Origin of the sequence: Aquabacterium sp. J223 (genome assembly GCF_024666615.1) — a bacterium.
GTDB lineage: Bacteria > Pseudomonadota > Gammaproteobacteria > Burkholderiales > Burkholderiaceae_C > J223.
Window position 1 is genome coordinate 4,470,442 of sequence record NZ_CP088297.1, and the last position, 14,963, is coordinate 4,485,404.

The following is a 14,963-nucleotide window of genomic DNA, read 5'->3' on the forward strand; positions in this document are numbered from 1 at the left end:
GCCCGGGACAATCCCAGCATGACCGCCAACGACCCCGACGCACGCTGGCTGCTGGCCGACCTGGGCGGCACCAACGTGCGCTTCGCCCTGGCCGACCCGCGCGCGGCCCGGCCGCTGCACGACCACAGTGTGCACCGCTACAAGGTGCGCGACTTCGCCCGCTTCTCGGACGCGGCGCGCCGCTACGCCGAGGACGTCGGCCGGCCGCTGCCGGCGCAGGCGGTGGTCGCCGCCGCCGGCCCGGTGGATGCGGACGGCGTGCGCATGACCAACCACCCGTGGCAGCTCGACCGGGCGGGCCTGGCCGCCGCGCTCGGCCTGCGCCGGCTGCGGCTGGTCAACGACTTCGTGGCGCTGGCCGCCTGCGTGCCGCTGCTGGCGGACGACGAGGTCGACCTCCTGCCCGGCCCGGCCCAGCCGTCGCCGCCGGTGCCCGGCATGCCGCGGGTGGCGGTGGTCATCGGCCCCGGCACCGGCCTGGGCATGGCCGGGTTGGTCATCGACGGCCACGGCCGCACCACCGTGCTGCCCACCGAGGCGGGCCACGCCGGCATCGCGCCGGCCGACGCGGTGGAGGACGACCTGCTGCAGCGGCTGCGAGCCCGCTTCGGTGGCCGCGTCTCACGCGAGCGGCTGATCAGCGGGCCGGGGCTGCAACTGCTGCATGCGGTGCTGCACGGCATGAAACACGACGAGATCGAGGCCGCCTCGGCGCCCGCCCCCGAAGCCATCGTGCAGGCCGCCGACGCGGGCGACGCCGCGGCCGGACGGACGCTGGACCGCTTCTGCGGCCTGCTCGCCGACGCCTGCGGCGACATGGTGCTGGCCCTCGGCGCCTGGGACGGCGTGTGGCTGGCGGGCAGCCTGCCGCTGTCGCTGCGGTCGCGGCTGGACGCGCCGGCCTTCCGCCAGCGCTTCGAGGCCAAGGGCCGCTTCGCCGAGGTGATGCGCCGGGTGCCGCTGCGGCAGATCCTGCACCCGCTGCCGGGGCTGCTGGGCGCCGCGGCGCTGGCGCAGCAGGCGGCCGCCGACGACCCGGCGTGACCCAGGACCGGCCGGCGGTGTTGGCTAGCGGCCCTCGGCCGGCACCGGAAAGCGCCAGGTCTGGCCGCGCGGCAGCACCCGCACCTTGTCGCGCAGGCCGGCCTTCGACGCGGCGGCCACGAAGTCCGACAGCGGCGACTTGAAGACCTCGTAGTCGTCGTAGTGGATGGGCAGCACCTCGCGCGGGTCGAGCAGCTGCATGGCTCGCACGCCCTGTTCGGCGTCCATCGTCACCAGCACGCCGAGCACGCGGGTGCCGCCCAAGTGCAGCAGCGCGACGTCGAGGCCGGGGAAGCGGCGCGGGATCTCGCGCAGGTCGTCGTGCACCAGCGTGTCGCCGCTGACGTAGAGCCGCAGTCGCGGCCGGCCCTGCGCGTCCAGCGGCTCGATCAGGCTGCCCATCACCTCGGGCAGCGCCCGGTTCATCACCGGCGGGCCGTGGCGGCCGGGCAGCGCGGTGATGCGCCAGCGCTGGTCGCCGCGGCGCAACTCCACCGACTGCCAGGTGGCCAGGCCGACGACGTGGCGGAAGCCGAGCTTGTCCAGGTGCTTGACCGCGCCCTGCGTGGTGACGATGGGCAGGTCCTTGTCCAGCCGGCGCTGCACCCGCTGGTCGAAGTGGTCGCCGTGGAAGTGCGACAGCAGCACCACGTCCAGCGGCGGCAGCTTCTCGAAGGGGACGGCGGGGTCGGTCAGCCGCCTGGACTTCAGCCCGTAGCCCAGGTGCACGTGCTCGCCCTTGTGCAGGAAGTTCGGGTCGGTGAGCAGGGTCAGGCCGGCATGGCGCAGGAGGACGGTGGCGGTGCCGATGAACTGCAGGCTGGCGTGGCCGTCGTCGGCGCTGGCGCCGTCGCGCGGGACGAGGCTCAGCACCTTGGACGGCGGGGCGTCGGCGGCGGGCGCCTGGGCCAGCGCCGGCACGGTGCAGCCCAGCATCAGGACGAGGAGCAGGCGCCGGCACGACGCGGGTGGGGTGGGCAGGGGCATGGCGACACGCTCGGGTCGTCCGCCGCGGCAAGGCCCGTTCCTCCCGGGAGCGGCCGTGGCATGTCTCTTGCGCCCCGGCGCGCCGCCCGCGACACTGCGCGCCGGCCGCATCGCCCCCCCATCCCAATGGACCTCACCCCGCGCGAGAAAGACAAGCTGCTGATCTTCACCGCCGCCCTGCTGGCCGAACGCCGCCGGGCCCGCGGCCTGAAGCTCAACCATCCCGAAGCGGTGGCGCTGATCACCGCCGCCATCATGGAAGGCGCGCGCGACGGCACGCCGGTGGCGCAGCTGATGAGCGACGGCAAGACCGTGCTGACCCGCGACGACGTGATGGAGGGCGTGGCCGAGCTCATCCCCGAGATCCAGGTCGAGGCCACCTTTCCCGACGGCACCAAGCTGGTGACGGTGCACCAACCTATTGCATGAACACCAGCATGACCGCCATGAAGCGCCTCCTGTCCCTGCTGGCCGGCGCGGCCACCCCTCTCGTCGCCACCGCCCACGACGGGCATGGTCTGGCCGACGCCGCCCACTGGCATGCCACCGACGTGCTCGGCTTCGTGCTCGTCGGCGGTGCGCTGGCCTGGGCCGTGTGGCGGGGTCGCCAGTGATGGTGCCCGGCGAACTGCTGGCCGAGCCCGGCGACCTCGACCTCAACCCCGGCCGCCGCACGCTGACGCTGGTGGTGGAGAACACCGCCGACCGGCCGATCCAGGTCGGCTCGCACTACCACTTCGCCGAAACCAACGGCGCCCTGCACTTCGACCGGGGGGCGGCGCATGGCATGCGGCTGAACATCCCCAGCGGCACCGCGGTGCGCTTCGAGCCCGGCCAGCAGCGCACGGTGGAGCTGGTCGACTACGCCGGCGCCCGCCGCGTCTTCGGCTTCCGCGGCCTCGTGCAGGGAGACCTCTGAGATGGCCACCATCGGACGGCGGGCCTATGCCGAGATGTACGGCCCCACCACCGGCGACCGGCTGCGGCTGGCCGACACTGGGCTGGTGATCGAGATCGAGCGCGACTTCACGCTGGCCGCCGGCGGCTACGGCGAGGAGGTCAAGTTCGGCGGCGGCAAGACCATCCGCGACGGCATGGGCCAGGGCCAGGTGCCCAACGGCCCGGGCGACCACGAGGCGGTGGACTGCGTGATCACCAACGCCGTCATCGTCGACCACTGGGGCATCGTCAAGGCGGACATCGGCCTGCGCGGCCAGCGCATCGCGAAGATCGGCAAGGCCGGCAACCCGGACGTGCAGCCGGGCGTGGACATCGTCATCGGCCCGGGCACCGAGGTCATCGCCGGCGAGGGCATGATCGTCACCGCCGGCGGCATCGACTGCCACATCCACTTCATCTGCCCGCAGCAGATCGAGGAGGCGCTGACCAGCGGCGTGACCACCATGCTGGGCGGCGGCACCGGGCCGGCCACCGGCACCTTCGCCACCACCTGCACGCCGGGGCCGGAGAACCTGGCGCGCATGCTGCTGGCCGCCGACGCCTTCCCGATGAACCTGGGCTTCTTCGGCAAGGGCAACGCCAGCCGGCCCGAGGCCCTGGTGCAGCAGGCCGAGGCCGGCGCCATCGGCATGAAGCTGCACGAGGACTGGGGCACCACGCCGTCGGCCATCGACCAGTGCCTCGCCGTGGCGGAACAGCACGACATCCAGGTCGCCATCCACAGCGACACGCTGAACGAGTCCGGCTTCGTCGAGAACACCATCGCGGCGACGAAGGGCCGCACGCTGTGCGCCTTCCACACCGAAGGCGCCGGCGGCGGCCATGCGCCGGACATCCTGAAGGTGGTGGGCGAGGCCAACTTCCTGCCCAGCTCCACCAACCCGACGATGCCCTACACGGTGAACACCGTGGACGAGCACCTCGACATGCTGATGGTCTGCCACCACCTCGACGCGGCCATCGCCGAGGACCTGGCGTTCGCCGAGAGCCGCATCCGCCGCGAGACCATCGCCGCCGAGGACATCCTGCACGACCTGGGCGCCATCAGCATGATGTCCAGCGACAGCCAGGCCATGGGCCGGGTGGGCGAGGTCATCATCCGCACCTGGCAGACGGCGCACAAGATGAAGGCCCAGCGCGGTCCGCTGCCGGGCGACAGCGAACGCGCCGACAACACCCGGGTCAAGCGCTATGTCGCGAAGTACACCATCAACCCCGCCATCGCCCACGGTCTGTCGCACGACATCGGCAGCGTGGAGGCCGGCAAGTGGGCCGACCTGGTGCTGTGGCGGCCGGCCTTCTTCGGCGTCAAGCCGTCGCTGGTGATCAAGGGCGGCTTCATCGCCCACGCCGCCATGGGCGATCCCAACGCCAGCATCCCGACGCCGCAGCCGGTGCACTACCGGCCGATGTTCGGCAGCTTCGGCGGTGCGCTGGGCCGGGGCTCCATCACCTTCGTCTCGCAGGCGGCGCTGGGCAACGGGTTCGCCGAGTCGCTGTCGCTGCGCAAGCACCTGTCGGCGGCCAAGGGCTGCCGCGGCGTGACCAAGTCCGGCATGGTGCACAACGCGCTGCTGCCGGTGATGGAAGTCGACGCCCAGACCTACGAGGTGCGCGCCGACGGGCAGCTGCTGACCTGCGAGCCGGCGAAGGTGCTGCCGCTGGCGCAGCGCTATTTCCTCTTCTAGGCCGCCAAACCGGGTACCCTTTTCCGGCCGGCGAACCGCGCCGCAGTCGATCCAGAAGGAAGGGAGGGACCCGTGCGCTCCACCACCGATGGCGGTCGGCTGATCGACACCGTGCGGCACATCGTCGCCGGGCTGGGTCCCAACGACACGCAGCTGCAGCGGGTGCGCGACGACCTCAGCGAAGCGCTGCAGCAGCACTTCCAGGTGTCGACGGTCAGCCTGTGGTGCCTGGACCTGATGGCGTCGCCCATGGTGCTGCACTGCGTGTCGCTGCACACCGCGCAGGGCCAGCGGCCGCCCTACGGTCCGCTGGCCGAGGAGGAGTACGGCGAGTACCTGCGCTGGGTCATGCGCGAGGGGGTCTACGCCTGCTCCAACGTCGACGAGGACCCCAACCTGCAAGGCCTGCAGCCCTACTTCCGCCGCCATGGGGTGCAGGCGCTGCTGGACGCCGCCTTCCAGGTCAACGGGCGGCCGCGCGGCGTCGTGTGCCTGGAGCACACCGGCGGCCCGCGCACCTGGACCCCCGCCGAAAAGTCGCTGCTGCGCCGGGTGTCGGCCGAGGCCAGTCTGGCGATCGCCCGCATGGAGGCCATGCCGCGCCTGCCGTCGGAACGGCCGTGACCGGGCGCGAGACAATCGGCGGCATGCTGACCTTCCACAAACGCCTGCCGCAGGGGCAGGGCCTGGCGCCGGTGCTGCTCAAGCGCGCGGCCACCGTGCAACTCGACTGGGACGTGCGGCAGAAGAGCCGCTTCGACGCCACCGATTCGCTGGGCCGCCACCTGGCCGTGATCCTGCCGCGCGGCCAGGTGGTGCGCGGCGGCGACGTGCTGGTGGGCGAGGACGGCTCGCTGGTGCGGGTCGACGCCGCGCCGCAACCGGTGCTGGTGGTCAAGCCCTGCGCCGAGCACGGCAGCCCCTTCGACCTGGTGCGGGCGGCCTACCACCTGGGCAACCGCCACGTCGCGCTGGAGCTGAAGCCCGACCACCTGAAGCTGGAGCCCGACCACGTGCTGGCGGACCTGCTGCGCGCCATGCACCTCATCGTCACCCAGACCCACGCGCCCTTCGAGCCCGAAGGCGGTGCCTACGGCGAGGCGGCGACGAGCGCGCACGGCCACGGGCACGACCATGCACACGGTCATGGGCACGCGGCCCACGACCACGACCACGACCACGACCATGGTCACGGCCATGCCGCCGGGCCTGCCCATCCGCATGACGAGAGCCACGGCCACGGCGCGCCGGGCCACGTCCACGGCCCGGGCTGCGGCCACGACCATTGAACGCCCTGCCACGGCCGGCGCCGCCGACCCAGACCGTCGCCGACACCGCCCCGGCCCTGCTGCGGCTGCTGTGGCTGGCGTCGCCGGCGCTGCCGGTGGGCGGCTTCAGCTACTCGGAAGGGCTGGAGTCGGCGGTGGACGCCGGCGTGGCGGCCGACGAACCCCGCGTCGCCGCCTGGCTCGACGACCAGCTGGCGCTCGGCCTGGCGCGCGGTGACCTGGCGATCGCCGGGGCCGCCATCGCCGCCTGGGGAGGGGACGACGACGACACCATCCAGCGCCTCAACGACTGGGTGCTGCACAGCCGCGAGACGGCCGAGGGCCGGCTGCAGGCCGAACAGATGGGCCGCTCGCTGGCCGACTGGCTGCGCCAGCGCGCCGAGGGCGACCCGCCGGCACTCGCCCGCTGCGCGCGGCTGGCCGCGTTGGCCCCGGCGCCGACCTGGCCGATCGCCTTCGCGCTGGCCGCCGCCCACAGCGGCGCGGCGCCGCGCGACGCGCTGCTCGCCATGGGCTTCGCCTGGGCCGAGAACCAGGTGCAGGCCGCCATCAAGGCGGTGCCGCTGGGCCAGAGCGCCGGCCAGCGCATCCTGCAGCGCCTGGCCGCCGCGCTGCCGGCGGCGGTGGACGAGGCGCTCGCCCGCGGCGAGGCCGGCGCCATGGCCTTCACCCCGCGGCTGGCGATCCTGTCCTCGCGGCACGAGACGCAGTACTCGCGGCTCTTCCGCTCCTGAAGGAATGACAGCCCCCGGGCCCGGCTTGGGGCGGCCCGGCGCCGGCCGGCGCCGGCAGGCCAGCTCAGCCGAGGTAGTTGCCGGCCTCGAAGGTGAGCGGCGGCGCCTCGGGATCGAAGCTGACGCCGGCGGGGTCGCCCCCTGCCGCCACGCGGTCGACCTGCTGCTGCAGGTAGCGGCGCAGCATGACGATGCCCACGTCGGTGCGGGCCAGGTGCTCTTCGCTGTGGTGGGCGATCGGGCCCTGGCTGACCTGGGCCTCGTAGTCGCCCGGCCAGCGCTGGTGCTCCTCGGGCGTCAGCTCCTCCCACAGCTTGCCGTTCAGGCGCGAGCGCTGGCGGAACAGCTCGCCGGGCTCGCGCACGCGGCCGGCGGTGTAGATGCGGAACGAGGTGTCGTCGATCGGCAGCACCCAGCCGATGGACTCGACCCGCCCGTAGGCCGCCACCCGCGGGTTGGGCACCACGCGCAGCGTGGGCAGCACCGCCTCGGTGACGCGGCGGAAGGGCCGGCCGTCGTCCAGCGTGCGCAGCGAGGTGATCTTCACGCCCAGCTGCGTCGGCTCGAAGCGCACCTGCGGCATGCGGGCCATCTGCTCGACGAACTGCGTGCCGCTGAAGGTGGAGTGCAGGATGACGACGTGGAAGGGATCGGCCAGGTTCTCGTAGTGCTGCAGCCAGTTGCAGGGAATGATCACCGGACCGCCGCCGCCGATGCTGTTGCCGTCGGCCTCGACGAACTCGCCTTCGCCCAGCACCTCCAGCGCCTCGTAGCGCGGCAGCACCGGCTTTTTCTCGGGCGGGCCCATGTAGGCCCAGACCAGGCCGTAGCGTTCCTGCACGGGGTACCAGGGCTGGCGCACCTTGTGCCGCGCCGCGGCACCGGCCTCGGGCTCGCAGGGCTGCTCCAGGCAGCGACCGTCGGCGGCGAACAGCCAGCCGTGGTAGCAGCAGCGGATGCCCTCGGCTTCGACCTTGCCGTAGTAGAGCGAACTGCCGCGGTGCGCGCAGTGTTCGGCCACCAGGCCGGGCCGGCCCTGGCCGTCGCGGAAGAGGATGAGGTCCTCGCCGAGCACGCGCACCTGGCGCGGCACGTCGCCGGCGTCCGACGACAGGCCGACCGGGTGCCAGAAGCGGCGCATCAGCTCGCCCATCGGCGTGCGCGGGCCGACGCGGGCCAGCCGCTCGATCGAGGTGGGCGCCGGACGGCCGTAGCCGGTGCCGACGTCGAGGAGGGTCGCCAGGGGGGTGCTGCTCATGGTGGGGACGGGGCGCTCATTCGGTGGTCACGCCGGCGCCCTTGATCAGGGCCTCCCAGCGCGGGTAGTCGTTGCGCTGGGTGCGCGCGAATTCCTCGGCCGTGCTGCCCCAGGGCTCCATGCCGGCGTCGAGCAGGCGCTGGCGGATGTCGGGCATGCGGGTGATCTCGGCCCAGGCCCGGGCCAGCTGGTCGACCACCGGCTTGGGCGTGCGGCCGGTGGTGTAGACGCCGAGCCAGCTGTCGAGGTCGAAGCCGGAGAAGCCCTGCTCGGTGAAGGTGGCGACGTCGGGCATCAGGCCGATGCGCTTGGTGCCGGTGATGCCGAGCACCTTCACCTTGGCGCCGTGCGACTTGGCGGTGCCGGGGTTGGCCCAGGCGAAGTCGAGCTGGCCGCCGAACATGTCGAGGTGGGCCGCGCTCTCGCCCTTGTAGGGCACGTGGTCCAGCTGCAGCCCGGCCTGGCGCTTGAACGCCTCGCCGAAGAGGTGGGCGCTGGAGCCGGTGCCCCAGGTGCCGTAGGTCATGCGGCCGCGCGTCTTGGCGTAGGCGACGAACTCCTTCAGGTTCGACACCGGCATCGACGCCGGCACCAGCATCACCGGCCCGCCGGTGGCCAGCTCGGACAGCGGCTCGAAGTCCTTCACCGGGTCGTAGGGCAGCTTCGGCTGCAGGATGGCGTTGTGGATGTGCGTGAGCGGCAGGGTGACGAACACCGTGTGGCCGTCGGCCGGCGCCTTGGCCACCGCGTCGGCGGCGAGGATCCCGCTGGCACCGGGCTTGGCCTCGACGATGACCGGCTGGCCGAAGCGCTGCTGCAGCTTCTCGGCATAGGCGCGGGCCAGGATGTCGACCGGGCCGCCCGGCGTGCCGAAGGGCACGATGCGCAGCGGGCGCGACGGGAAGGCGGGCTGCGCGCGCAGCGAGGGTACGGCGGCCAGCCCGACGGCCAGCGCCAGGCAGTGGCGGCGCGACAGCGTGGCGCGGCAGGCGCCGGTCGCGGCGCGCAGGCGGGATGCGGTCATGTTGTCTCCGTTATCGTTTCCGCGGCAACGAACGGCAATCTACCCCGCGGTCGTTCCCGCGTCAACGAAGCCCGCCCTATCATCCCGGGATGGCCCGCCGCCCCCCTTGCCGCCGCCGAAGACGAGGCCCCGCTGCCGTCGCTGCGCGAGCTGCCCAGCTTCAAGCTGGAGGTGCTGGCCGACCTGTCCGGCCGCCATGCCGAGCTGCGCTACAGCCGCCTCTTCGGCCTGCGCGCGGTCGAATGCCGGGTGATCGTGGTGACGGCAGCCCTGGGGCCGCTGACCCTGCGCGCGCTGTGCGAGGAGACCCACCTGCAGAAGAGCCACGCCAGCCGACTGGTGTCGCGGCTGGTCGAGCAGGGTTACCTGGAGCGGCGCGAGGACCCGGCCGACCAGCGCTCCTTCTACCTGGTGGCCACGCCGAAGGGCCGCCGGCTGCACCGCGAGGCCCACGCCGAAGCGCACCGCCGCAACCAGGAATGGCTGACCGCGCTGGACGGCCCGCAGCGTGCGGCGTTCGTGCAGGCGCTGGACCGGCTCACCGACCATTCGCGCCGGCTGCTCGCCGACGCCAGCGGCGCGGTGGACTGAGGCCCGGCCAGCCCGCGACCCGCCATGACCGCACCGGCACGCACCGTGCATCCCCCTTCGTCCCCACCCTGCCCCACCAGCCCATGAGCCCCTTGCACCACATCCCCCGCCGCACCAAGAAGCTGCCGCCGCTGCGCGTGGGGGTCGGCGGCCCGGTGGGCTCGGGCAAGACCACCCTGGTGGAGATGCTGTGCAAGTCGATGCGCGAACGCTGGGACCTGGTGGTGGTCACCAACGACATCTACACCAAGGAAGACCAGCGCCTGCTGACGGTGGCCGGTGCGCTGGAGCCGGACCGCATCATGGGCGTGGAGACGGGCGGCTGCCCGCACACCGCCATCCGCGAGGACGCGTCGATCAACCTGGAGGCGGTGGACCGCATGCTGGCGAAGTACCCCGACGCCGACATCGTCTTCATCGAATCGGGCGGCGACAACCTGGCGGCCACCTTCAGCCCGGAGCTCAGCGACCTGACGATCTACGTCATCGACGTCGCCGCCGGCGAGAAGATCCCGCGCAAGGGTGGCCCCGGCATCACCAAGAGCGACCTCTTCGTCATCAACAAGACCGACCTGGCGCCGCACGTCGGCGCCGACCTGGGCGTGATGGAGGCCGACACCCGGCGCATGCGGCCGGACTTCGCGGGCAACCGGCCCTACGTGATGACCAACCTGAAGACGAAGGCCGGGCTGGACGCCGTGGTGCGCTTCATCGAGCGCAAGGGGCTGCTCGCCGCCTGATCAGGCGGCCGCCTGCAGCGGTGCCGGCTCGGCCCGGCGAACGGTGACCACCGTCGGCGTGGCGACCGGGCGGCGGGCCGCACAGCTGCCCGCGCACGCTCCGGCGTCGGCGCAGGCCGCCTCGAAGATCTCCCGGGCCACCGCCTCGCAGCAGCCGCAGTTGCGCGACAGGCAGGTTTCGTCCTGCAGGGCCTCGAACTCGGTCACGCCGTCACGGGCGGCTTGCACGATCTCGCGGTCGGAGATGCGGTGGCACAGGCAGACGATCATGGCGCGGTGGGCCCTGGGGTCGGATGCCGCGCATGCTATACGAAGTGAGAACGCTTCTCAATTGATGCCCGTCCCCCGATCCGGGGCTTGGGAACAACCCCCGGACATCGCCTGCGGGGGCGCGGCGGGCCCGCCGGCGCCGGCTCAGTCGTCGCCTTCGCCCTCGCCCATCTGACTCTGCAGGTAGTTCTGCACCCCCACCTGGTCGACCAGGCCGAGTTGGGTCTCCAGGTGGTCGATGTGCTCCTCGGTGTCGCTCAGGATGTCCTCCAGCAGCTCGCGGCTGACGTAGTCGCGCACCGATTCGCAGTGGGCGATGCCCTCGCGCACGGTCACCGCGGAGGCGGTCTCCAGCTGCAGGTCGCAGCGCAGCACCTCGACCGCGTTCTCCCCGATCAGCAGCTTGCCCAGGTCCTGCAGGTTGGGCAGGCCGTCGAGCATGAGGATGCGCGACATCAGCCGGTCGGCGTGCTTCATCTCGCCGATCGACTCGTCGTACTCGTGCTGGGCCATGCGGTCCAGCCCCCAGTGCTTGAGCATCCGGTAGTGCAGGAAGTACTGGTTGATCGCGGTGAGTTCGTTCTTCAGCTGCGCGTTGAGGTACTGCAGCACTTGCGGGTCGCCCTTCATGGCGTGCTCCTGTTCGGATGGACCGGTCCATTCTGGCGCCTGCCAGGGCCGAGGTCATGTCGTCGGCGGCAAGGCCACGGCCGGCCGGCCTGAACGGGAACGCTTCGCCTTACCCGCTGCCGCACCTCAGCCGCCGTAGCGGCCCGGGAAGAGCCACAGCAGCGCCGCGGTCATCACCACGTAGCGGCCGAACTTGCCCACCGCCATCCAGGCCACGCACGGCCAGAACGGCATGCGCAGCCAGCCCGCCAGCGCGCACAGCGGGTCGCCCACCAAGGGCAGCCAGGACAGCAGGCAGGTCACCGGGCCGAAGCGCTGCAGCAGCGTGAGCAGCCGGCGCTGGCGTGGCGGGTGGTGGGTCACCTGCTCGTAGGCGCGCTCCGCGCCATAGCCCATCCACCAGCTGATGGCGCCGCCCAGCGTGTTGCCCGCGGTGGCCACCAGCACCCCCGGCCAGAACATGGCGGGGTCCAGCTTGACGAGGCCGAAGAGCGCGGGCTCCGACCCCAGCGGCAGCAGCGTGGCCGACACCAGCGCGACCAGGAACAGCGTCGACAGGCCGACCTCGGGCAGGGCCATGGCCTGCAACAGCCAGCGCATCGCGTCGTGCATCCAGGCGTCCATCGCGGCGCATTATCGGCAGGCGACACCGCCGGGCGGGCCGCGGCGGCGGCGCGCCCCGTGGCTATACTCCTGCCTCCTTTTTCAGCACCCCGCACAGCGCAACCAGGGCCTGTGCATGACGCGACCCCGACGCGCCATGCACAGGCCCTCGCCCTCTTCACGACATGCGCATCGGCCACCATGTCCTGCCCAACCGGCTGTTCGTCGCGCCCATGGCGGGGGTGACGGACCGGCCCTTCCGGCAGCTGTGCCGGCGGCTGGGCGCCGGCCACGCGGTCAGCGAGATGATCACCTCGCGGCCCGAGCTGTGGCACACGCTGAAGACCTGCCGCCGTGCCGACCACAGTGGCGAGCCGGGGCCGATCGCGGTGCAGATCGCCGGCACCGACGCGGCCATGATGGCCGACGCCGCCCGCCACAACATCGATCGCGGCGCCCAGATCATCGACATCAACATGGGCTGCCCGGCGAAGAAGGTGTGCAACCGCTGGGCGGGCTCGGCGCTGATGCGCGACGAGGCGCTGGCGCTGGCCATCGTCGAGGCGGTGGTGGCCGCCTGCACGCCGCACGGCGTGCCGGTGACGCTGAAGATGCGCACCGGCTGGTGCGCGACCGAGCGCAACGCGCTGGCCATCGCCCGTGCAGCCGAAGCGGCCGGCGTGGCGATGCTCACCGTCCACGGCCGCACCCGCGAGCAGGGCTACCAGGGCCAGGCCGAGTACGACACCATCGCCGCGGTGAAGGCGGCGGCGGCCGTTCCGGTGGTGGCCAACGGCGACATCGATTCACCGCGCAAGGCCGCCGAGGTGCTGCGACTGACCGGCGCCGACGCGCTGATGGTCGGCCGCGCCGCGCAGGGGCGACCCTGGATCTTCGGCGACATCGCGCACTTCCTGGCCACCGGCGAACTGCGGCCCGCGCCCACCGTGGCCGAGGCCCGCGGCTGGTTCCTCGAGCACCTGACCGACCATTACGCGCTGCACGGCGAGGCGAGCGGCGTGCGCAGCGCGCGCAAGCACATCGGCTGGGCCCTCAAGGGCCTGCCCGGCGGCGACGCCTTCCGCCAGGCGATGAACGCCATCGACGACGCGCACACGCAGTGGCAGGCGGTGGCCGATTGGTTCGAGGCCCTGGGCGAGCACCACCACCGGCTGCCGCTGACCGCGGCCGCGGCCAACGACGACGCACAGGACCGGCGGCGCGCCTGAGATCGCACATGAGTCAGAAGAAGATCGAGGAGTGCATCCGCACCAGCCTGGAGACCTACTTCAAGGACCTGGGCGACGCCGAGCCGCACGGCATCCACGACATGATCCTCACCGCCGTCGAGAAGCCGATGCTCGAGGTGGTGATGAAGCGCGCCGAGGGCAACCAGTCGCGCGCCGCCGACTGGCTCGGCATCAACCGCAACACCCTGCGGCGCAAGCTGCAGGAGCACAAGCTCATCAAGTAAGAGAAGACGCCTGCACCGATGGCCACCGCCCTGCTTTCCGTTTCCGACAAGACCGGCGTCCTCGACTTCGCCCGCGCGCTGCACCAGCGCGGCTTCCGGCTGCTGTCCACCGGCGGCACCGCCCGGCTGCTCGCCGACGCCGGCCTGCCGGTGACCGAGGTGGCGGAGGTCACCGGCTTCCCGGAGATGCTCGACGGCCGGGTCAAGACGCTGCACCCGCGCATCCACGGCGGCCTGCTGGCCCGCCGCGACCTGCCCGAGCACATGGCCGCGCTGGCCGAGCAGGGCATCGGCACCATCGACCTGCTGGTGGTCAACCTCTACCCCTTCGCGCAGGCCACCGCCCGCCCGGGCTGCACGCTGGACGACGCCATCGAGAACATCGACATCGGCGGTCCCGCCATGCTGCGGGCGGCGGCCAAGAACTGGCAGGACGTGACGGTGCTCATCGACCCGGCCGACTACGACGGCGTGCTGGCCGAACTGGACGCCGGCGCGGTCCAGCGCAGCACCCGCTTCCGCCTGGCGCGCAAGGTCTACGCCCACACCGCCGCCTACGACGGGATGATCACCAACTACCTCGGCTCGCTCGATGAAGGCGCCGAGGCGCAGGGCGCCGCGGTGCCGGCACGCGCCGAGTACCCGTCGGTGCTGAGCCTGCAGTTCGAGCGGGTGCAGGGCTTGCGCTATGGCGAGAACCCGCACCAGAGCGCCGCCTTCTACCGCGAGCGCCAGCCCGCCGCCGGCACGCTGGCGCTGGCCAGGCAGCTGCAGGGCAAGGAGCTGAGCTACAACAACATCGCCGACGCCGACGCGGCGTGGGAGTGCGTGAAGAGCTTCGAGGCGCCCGCCTGCGTCATCGTCAAGCACGCCAACCCCTGCGGCGTGGCGCTGGGCGCGAACCCGGCCGAGGCCTACGACAAGGCCCTGAAGACGGACCCCACCTCCGCCTTCGGCGGCATCATCGCCTTCAACCGGCCGCTCGACGGGGCCGCCGCGCAGGCGGTGGCCCGGCAGTTCGTCGAGGTGCTGCTGGCGCCGTCCTTCACCGACGAGGCGAGGGCGGCCTTCGCCGGCAAGCAGAACGTGCGGCTGCTCGAGCTGCCGCTGTCCGGCGTCGGCAACGCGCTGGACTTCAAGCGCGTCGGCGGCGGCCTGCTCGTGCAGTCGGCCGACGCGAAGAACGTGGGCAGCGCCGAGCTGCGGGTCGTCAGCAAGGCGCAGCCGTCGCCGCAGCAGCTGGACGACCTGCTCTTCGCCTGGAAGGTGGCCAAGTTCGTCAAGAGCAACGCCATCGTCTTCTGCGGCGGCGGCATGACGCTGGGCGTCGGCGCGGGCCAGATGAGCCGCATCGACTCGGCCCGCATCGCCGGCATCAAGGCGCGCCACGCCGGCCTGTCGCTGGCGGGTTCGGCGGTGGCCAGCGACGCCTTCTTCCCCTTCCGCGACGGCCTCGACGTGGTCGCCGACGAGGGCGCCACCGCCGTCATCCAGCCGGGCGGCTCCATGCGCGATGGCGAGGTGATCGCCGCCGCCGACGAGCGCGGGCTGGTGATGCTGTTCACCGGCACCCGGCACTTCCGCCACTGACGCCCTCGGGCACCCGGGGCCGACACCGCAAGGCGACCACTTGCGGTATTCCTCACCTTTCGGATGAGGTGCATGGCGGGA

19 protein-coding genes are annotated in these 14,963 nt (G+C 72.5%); 13 read left to right on the plus strand and 6 right to left on the minus strand.

What is annotated here, in order from left to right:
- The first annotated feature begins 18 nt into the window (after positions 1–18).
- Positions 19–1,044 carry a glucokinase gene (locus LRS07_RS20980; protein ID WP_260499851.1) on the plus strand — a complete coding sequence of 342 codons (1,026 nt, stop codon included), beginning with the start codon at positions 19–21 and terminating at the stop codon, positions 1,042–1,044.
- Positions 1,045–1,068: 24 nt separating this feature from the next.
- Here the strand turns inward: LRS07_RS20980 and LRS07_RS20985 are convergent, their stop codons facing one another.
- Complete coding sequence (locus LRS07_RS20985) at positions 1,069–2,031, minus strand: MBL fold metallo-hydrolase (protein ID WP_260499852.1); 963 nt, start codon at positions 2,029–2,031, stop codon at positions 1,069–1,071.
- A 126-nt stretch (positions 2,032–2,157) separates the two neighbouring features.
- On the opposite strand from LRS07_RS20985, the gene LRS07_RS20990 reads away from it, so the two are divergent.
- The 7 genes from LRS07_RS20990 to LRS07_RS21020 all read left to right on the plus strand — a co-directional run bounded on the left by LRS07_RS20990 (position 2,158) and on the right by LRS07_RS21020 (position 6,702).
- Positions 2,158–2,460 carry an urease subunit gamma gene (locus LRS07_RS20990; protein ID WP_260499853.1) on the plus strand — a complete coding sequence of 101 codons (303 nt, stop codon included), beginning with the start codon at positions 2,158–2,160 and terminating at the stop codon, positions 2,458–2,460.
- 17 nt (positions 2,461–2,477) lie between these two features.
- Positions 2,478–2,645 (plus strand): hypothetical protein, encoded by a 168-nt coding sequence (locus LRS07_RS20995; protein ID WP_260499854.1) that lies wholly within the window; start codon positions 2,478–2,480, stop codon positions 2,643–2,645.
- Positions 2,645–2,950, plus strand: a complete 306-nt coding sequence (locus tag LRS07_RS21000; RefSeq protein WP_260499855.1) for an urease subunit beta — start codon at positions 2,645–2,647, stop codon at positions 2,948–2,950. The genes LRS07_RS20995 and LRS07_RS21000 overlap by 1 nt, the downstream gene beginning before the upstream one ends.
- A 1-nt stretch (position 2,951) precedes the next feature.
- Positions 2,952–4,679, plus strand: coding sequence for an urease subunit alpha (gene ureC, locus LRS07_RS21005; protein WP_260499856.1), 1,728 nt, complete (start codon positions 2,952–2,954; stop codon positions 4,677–4,679).
- Between the two features lie 72 nt (positions 4,680–4,751).
- A complete protein-coding gene (locus LRS07_RS21010; RefSeq protein WP_260499857.1) occupies positions 4,752–5,303 on the plus strand; it encodes a GAF domain-containing protein in 552 nt (183 codons plus the stop codon).
- Positions 5,304–5,326: 23 nt separating this feature from the next.
- The gene (ureE, locus tag LRS07_RS21015; RefSeq protein WP_260499858.1) at positions 5,327–5,968 is read left to right on the plus strand and encodes an urease accessory protein UreE; all 642 of its coding nucleotides are present in this window, start codon (positions 5,327–5,329) and stop codon (positions 5,966–5,968) included.
- Positions 5,965–6,702: an urease accessory protein UreF gene (locus tag LRS07_RS21020; RefSeq protein WP_409450575.1), complete on the plus strand. Its 738-nt coding sequence runs from the start codon at positions 5,965–5,967 to the stop codon at positions 6,700–6,702. The genes ureE and LRS07_RS21020 overlap by 4 nt, the downstream gene beginning before the upstream one ends.
- 64 nt (positions 6,703–6,766) lie before the next feature.
- On the opposite strand, the gene LRS07_RS21025 is transcribed toward LRS07_RS21020, so the two are convergent.
- Both LRS07_RS21025 and LRS07_RS21030 read right to left on the minus strand, forming a co-directional pair.
- Positions 6,767–7,960: an aromatic ring-hydroxylating dioxygenase subunit alpha gene (locus tag LRS07_RS21025; RefSeq protein ID WP_260499859.1), complete on the minus strand. Its 1,194-nt coding sequence runs from the start codon at positions 7,958–7,960 to the stop codon at positions 6,767–6,769.
- 16 nt (positions 7,961–7,976) lie between these two features.
- The gene (locus LRS07_RS21030) at positions 7,977–8,984 is read right to left on the minus strand and encodes a Bug family tripartite tricarboxylate transporter substrate binding protein (RefSeq protein WP_260499860.1); all 1,008 of its coding nucleotides are present in this window, start codon (positions 8,982–8,984) and stop codon (positions 7,977–7,979) included.
- A gap of 171 nt (positions 8,985–9,155) precedes the next feature.
- Between LRS07_RS21030 and LRS07_RS21035 the strand changes: the two genes are divergently transcribed.
- Both LRS07_RS21035 and ureG read left to right on the plus strand, forming a co-directional pair.
- A complete protein-coding gene (locus tag LRS07_RS21035) occupies positions 9,156–9,575 on the plus strand; it encodes a MarR family winged helix-turn-helix transcriptional regulator (protein ID WP_260499861.1) in 420 nt (139 codons plus the stop codon).
- An 83-nt stretch (positions 9,576–9,658) separates the two neighbouring features.
- Positions 9,659–10,315, plus strand: a complete 657-nt coding sequence (gene ureG / locus LRS07_RS21040; RefSeq protein WP_260499862.1) for an urease accessory protein UreG — start codon at positions 9,659–9,661, stop codon at positions 10,313–10,315.
- Here the strand turns inward: ureG and LRS07_RS21045 are convergent, their stop codons facing one another.
- From LRS07_RS21045 to LRS07_RS21055, 3 genes are all read right to left on the minus strand, one after another.
- The gene (locus LRS07_RS21045; protein ID WP_260499863.1) at positions 10,316–10,585 is read right to left on the minus strand and encodes a (2Fe-2S)-binding protein; all 270 of its coding nucleotides are present in this window, start codon (positions 10,583–10,585) and stop codon (positions 10,316–10,318) included. It lies immediately after the preceding gene.
- A gap of 144 nt (positions 10,586–10,729) precedes the next feature.
- Positions 10,730–11,215, minus strand: a complete 486-nt coding sequence (bfr, locus tag LRS07_RS21050; protein ID WP_260499864.1) for a bacterioferritin — start codon at positions 11,213–11,215, stop codon at positions 10,730–10,732.
- 126 nt (positions 11,216–11,341) lie between these two features.
- The gene (locus LRS07_RS21055) at positions 11,342–11,839 is read right to left on the minus strand and encodes a YqaA family protein (RefSeq protein WP_260499865.1); all 498 of its coding nucleotides are present in this window, start codon (positions 11,837–11,839) and stop codon (positions 11,342–11,344) included.
- Positions 11,840–12,003: 164 nt separating this feature from the next.
- Here LRS07_RS21055 and dusB point away from each other — a divergent pair, with 164 nt between their 5' ends.
- The 3 genes from dusB to purH are packed head-to-tail and all read left to right on the plus strand — an operon-like array spanning position 12,004 to position 14,882.
- Positions 12,004–13,047 carry a tRNA dihydrouridine synthase DusB gene (gene dusB, locus LRS07_RS21060; RefSeq protein ID WP_260499866.1) on the plus strand — a complete coding sequence of 348 codons (1,044 nt, stop codon included), beginning with the start codon at positions 12,004–12,006 and terminating at the stop codon, positions 13,045–13,047.
- A gap of 8 nt (positions 13,048–13,055) precedes the next feature.
- On the plus strand, positions 13,056–13,292 hold the full coding sequence (locus LRS07_RS21065) for a Fis family transcriptional regulator (RefSeq protein WP_260499867.1): 237 nt from the start codon (positions 13,056–13,058) through the stop codon (positions 13,290–13,292).
- Positions 13,293–13,310: 18 nt separating this feature from the next.
- The gene (gene purH, locus LRS07_RS21070; protein WP_260499868.1) at positions 13,311–14,882 is read left to right on the plus strand and encodes a bifunctional phosphoribosylaminoimidazolecarboxamide formyltransferase/IMP cyclohydrolase; all 1,572 of its coding nucleotides are present in this window, start codon (positions 13,311–13,313) and stop codon (positions 14,880–14,882) included.
- Positions 14,883–14,963: the final 81 nt, after the last annotated feature.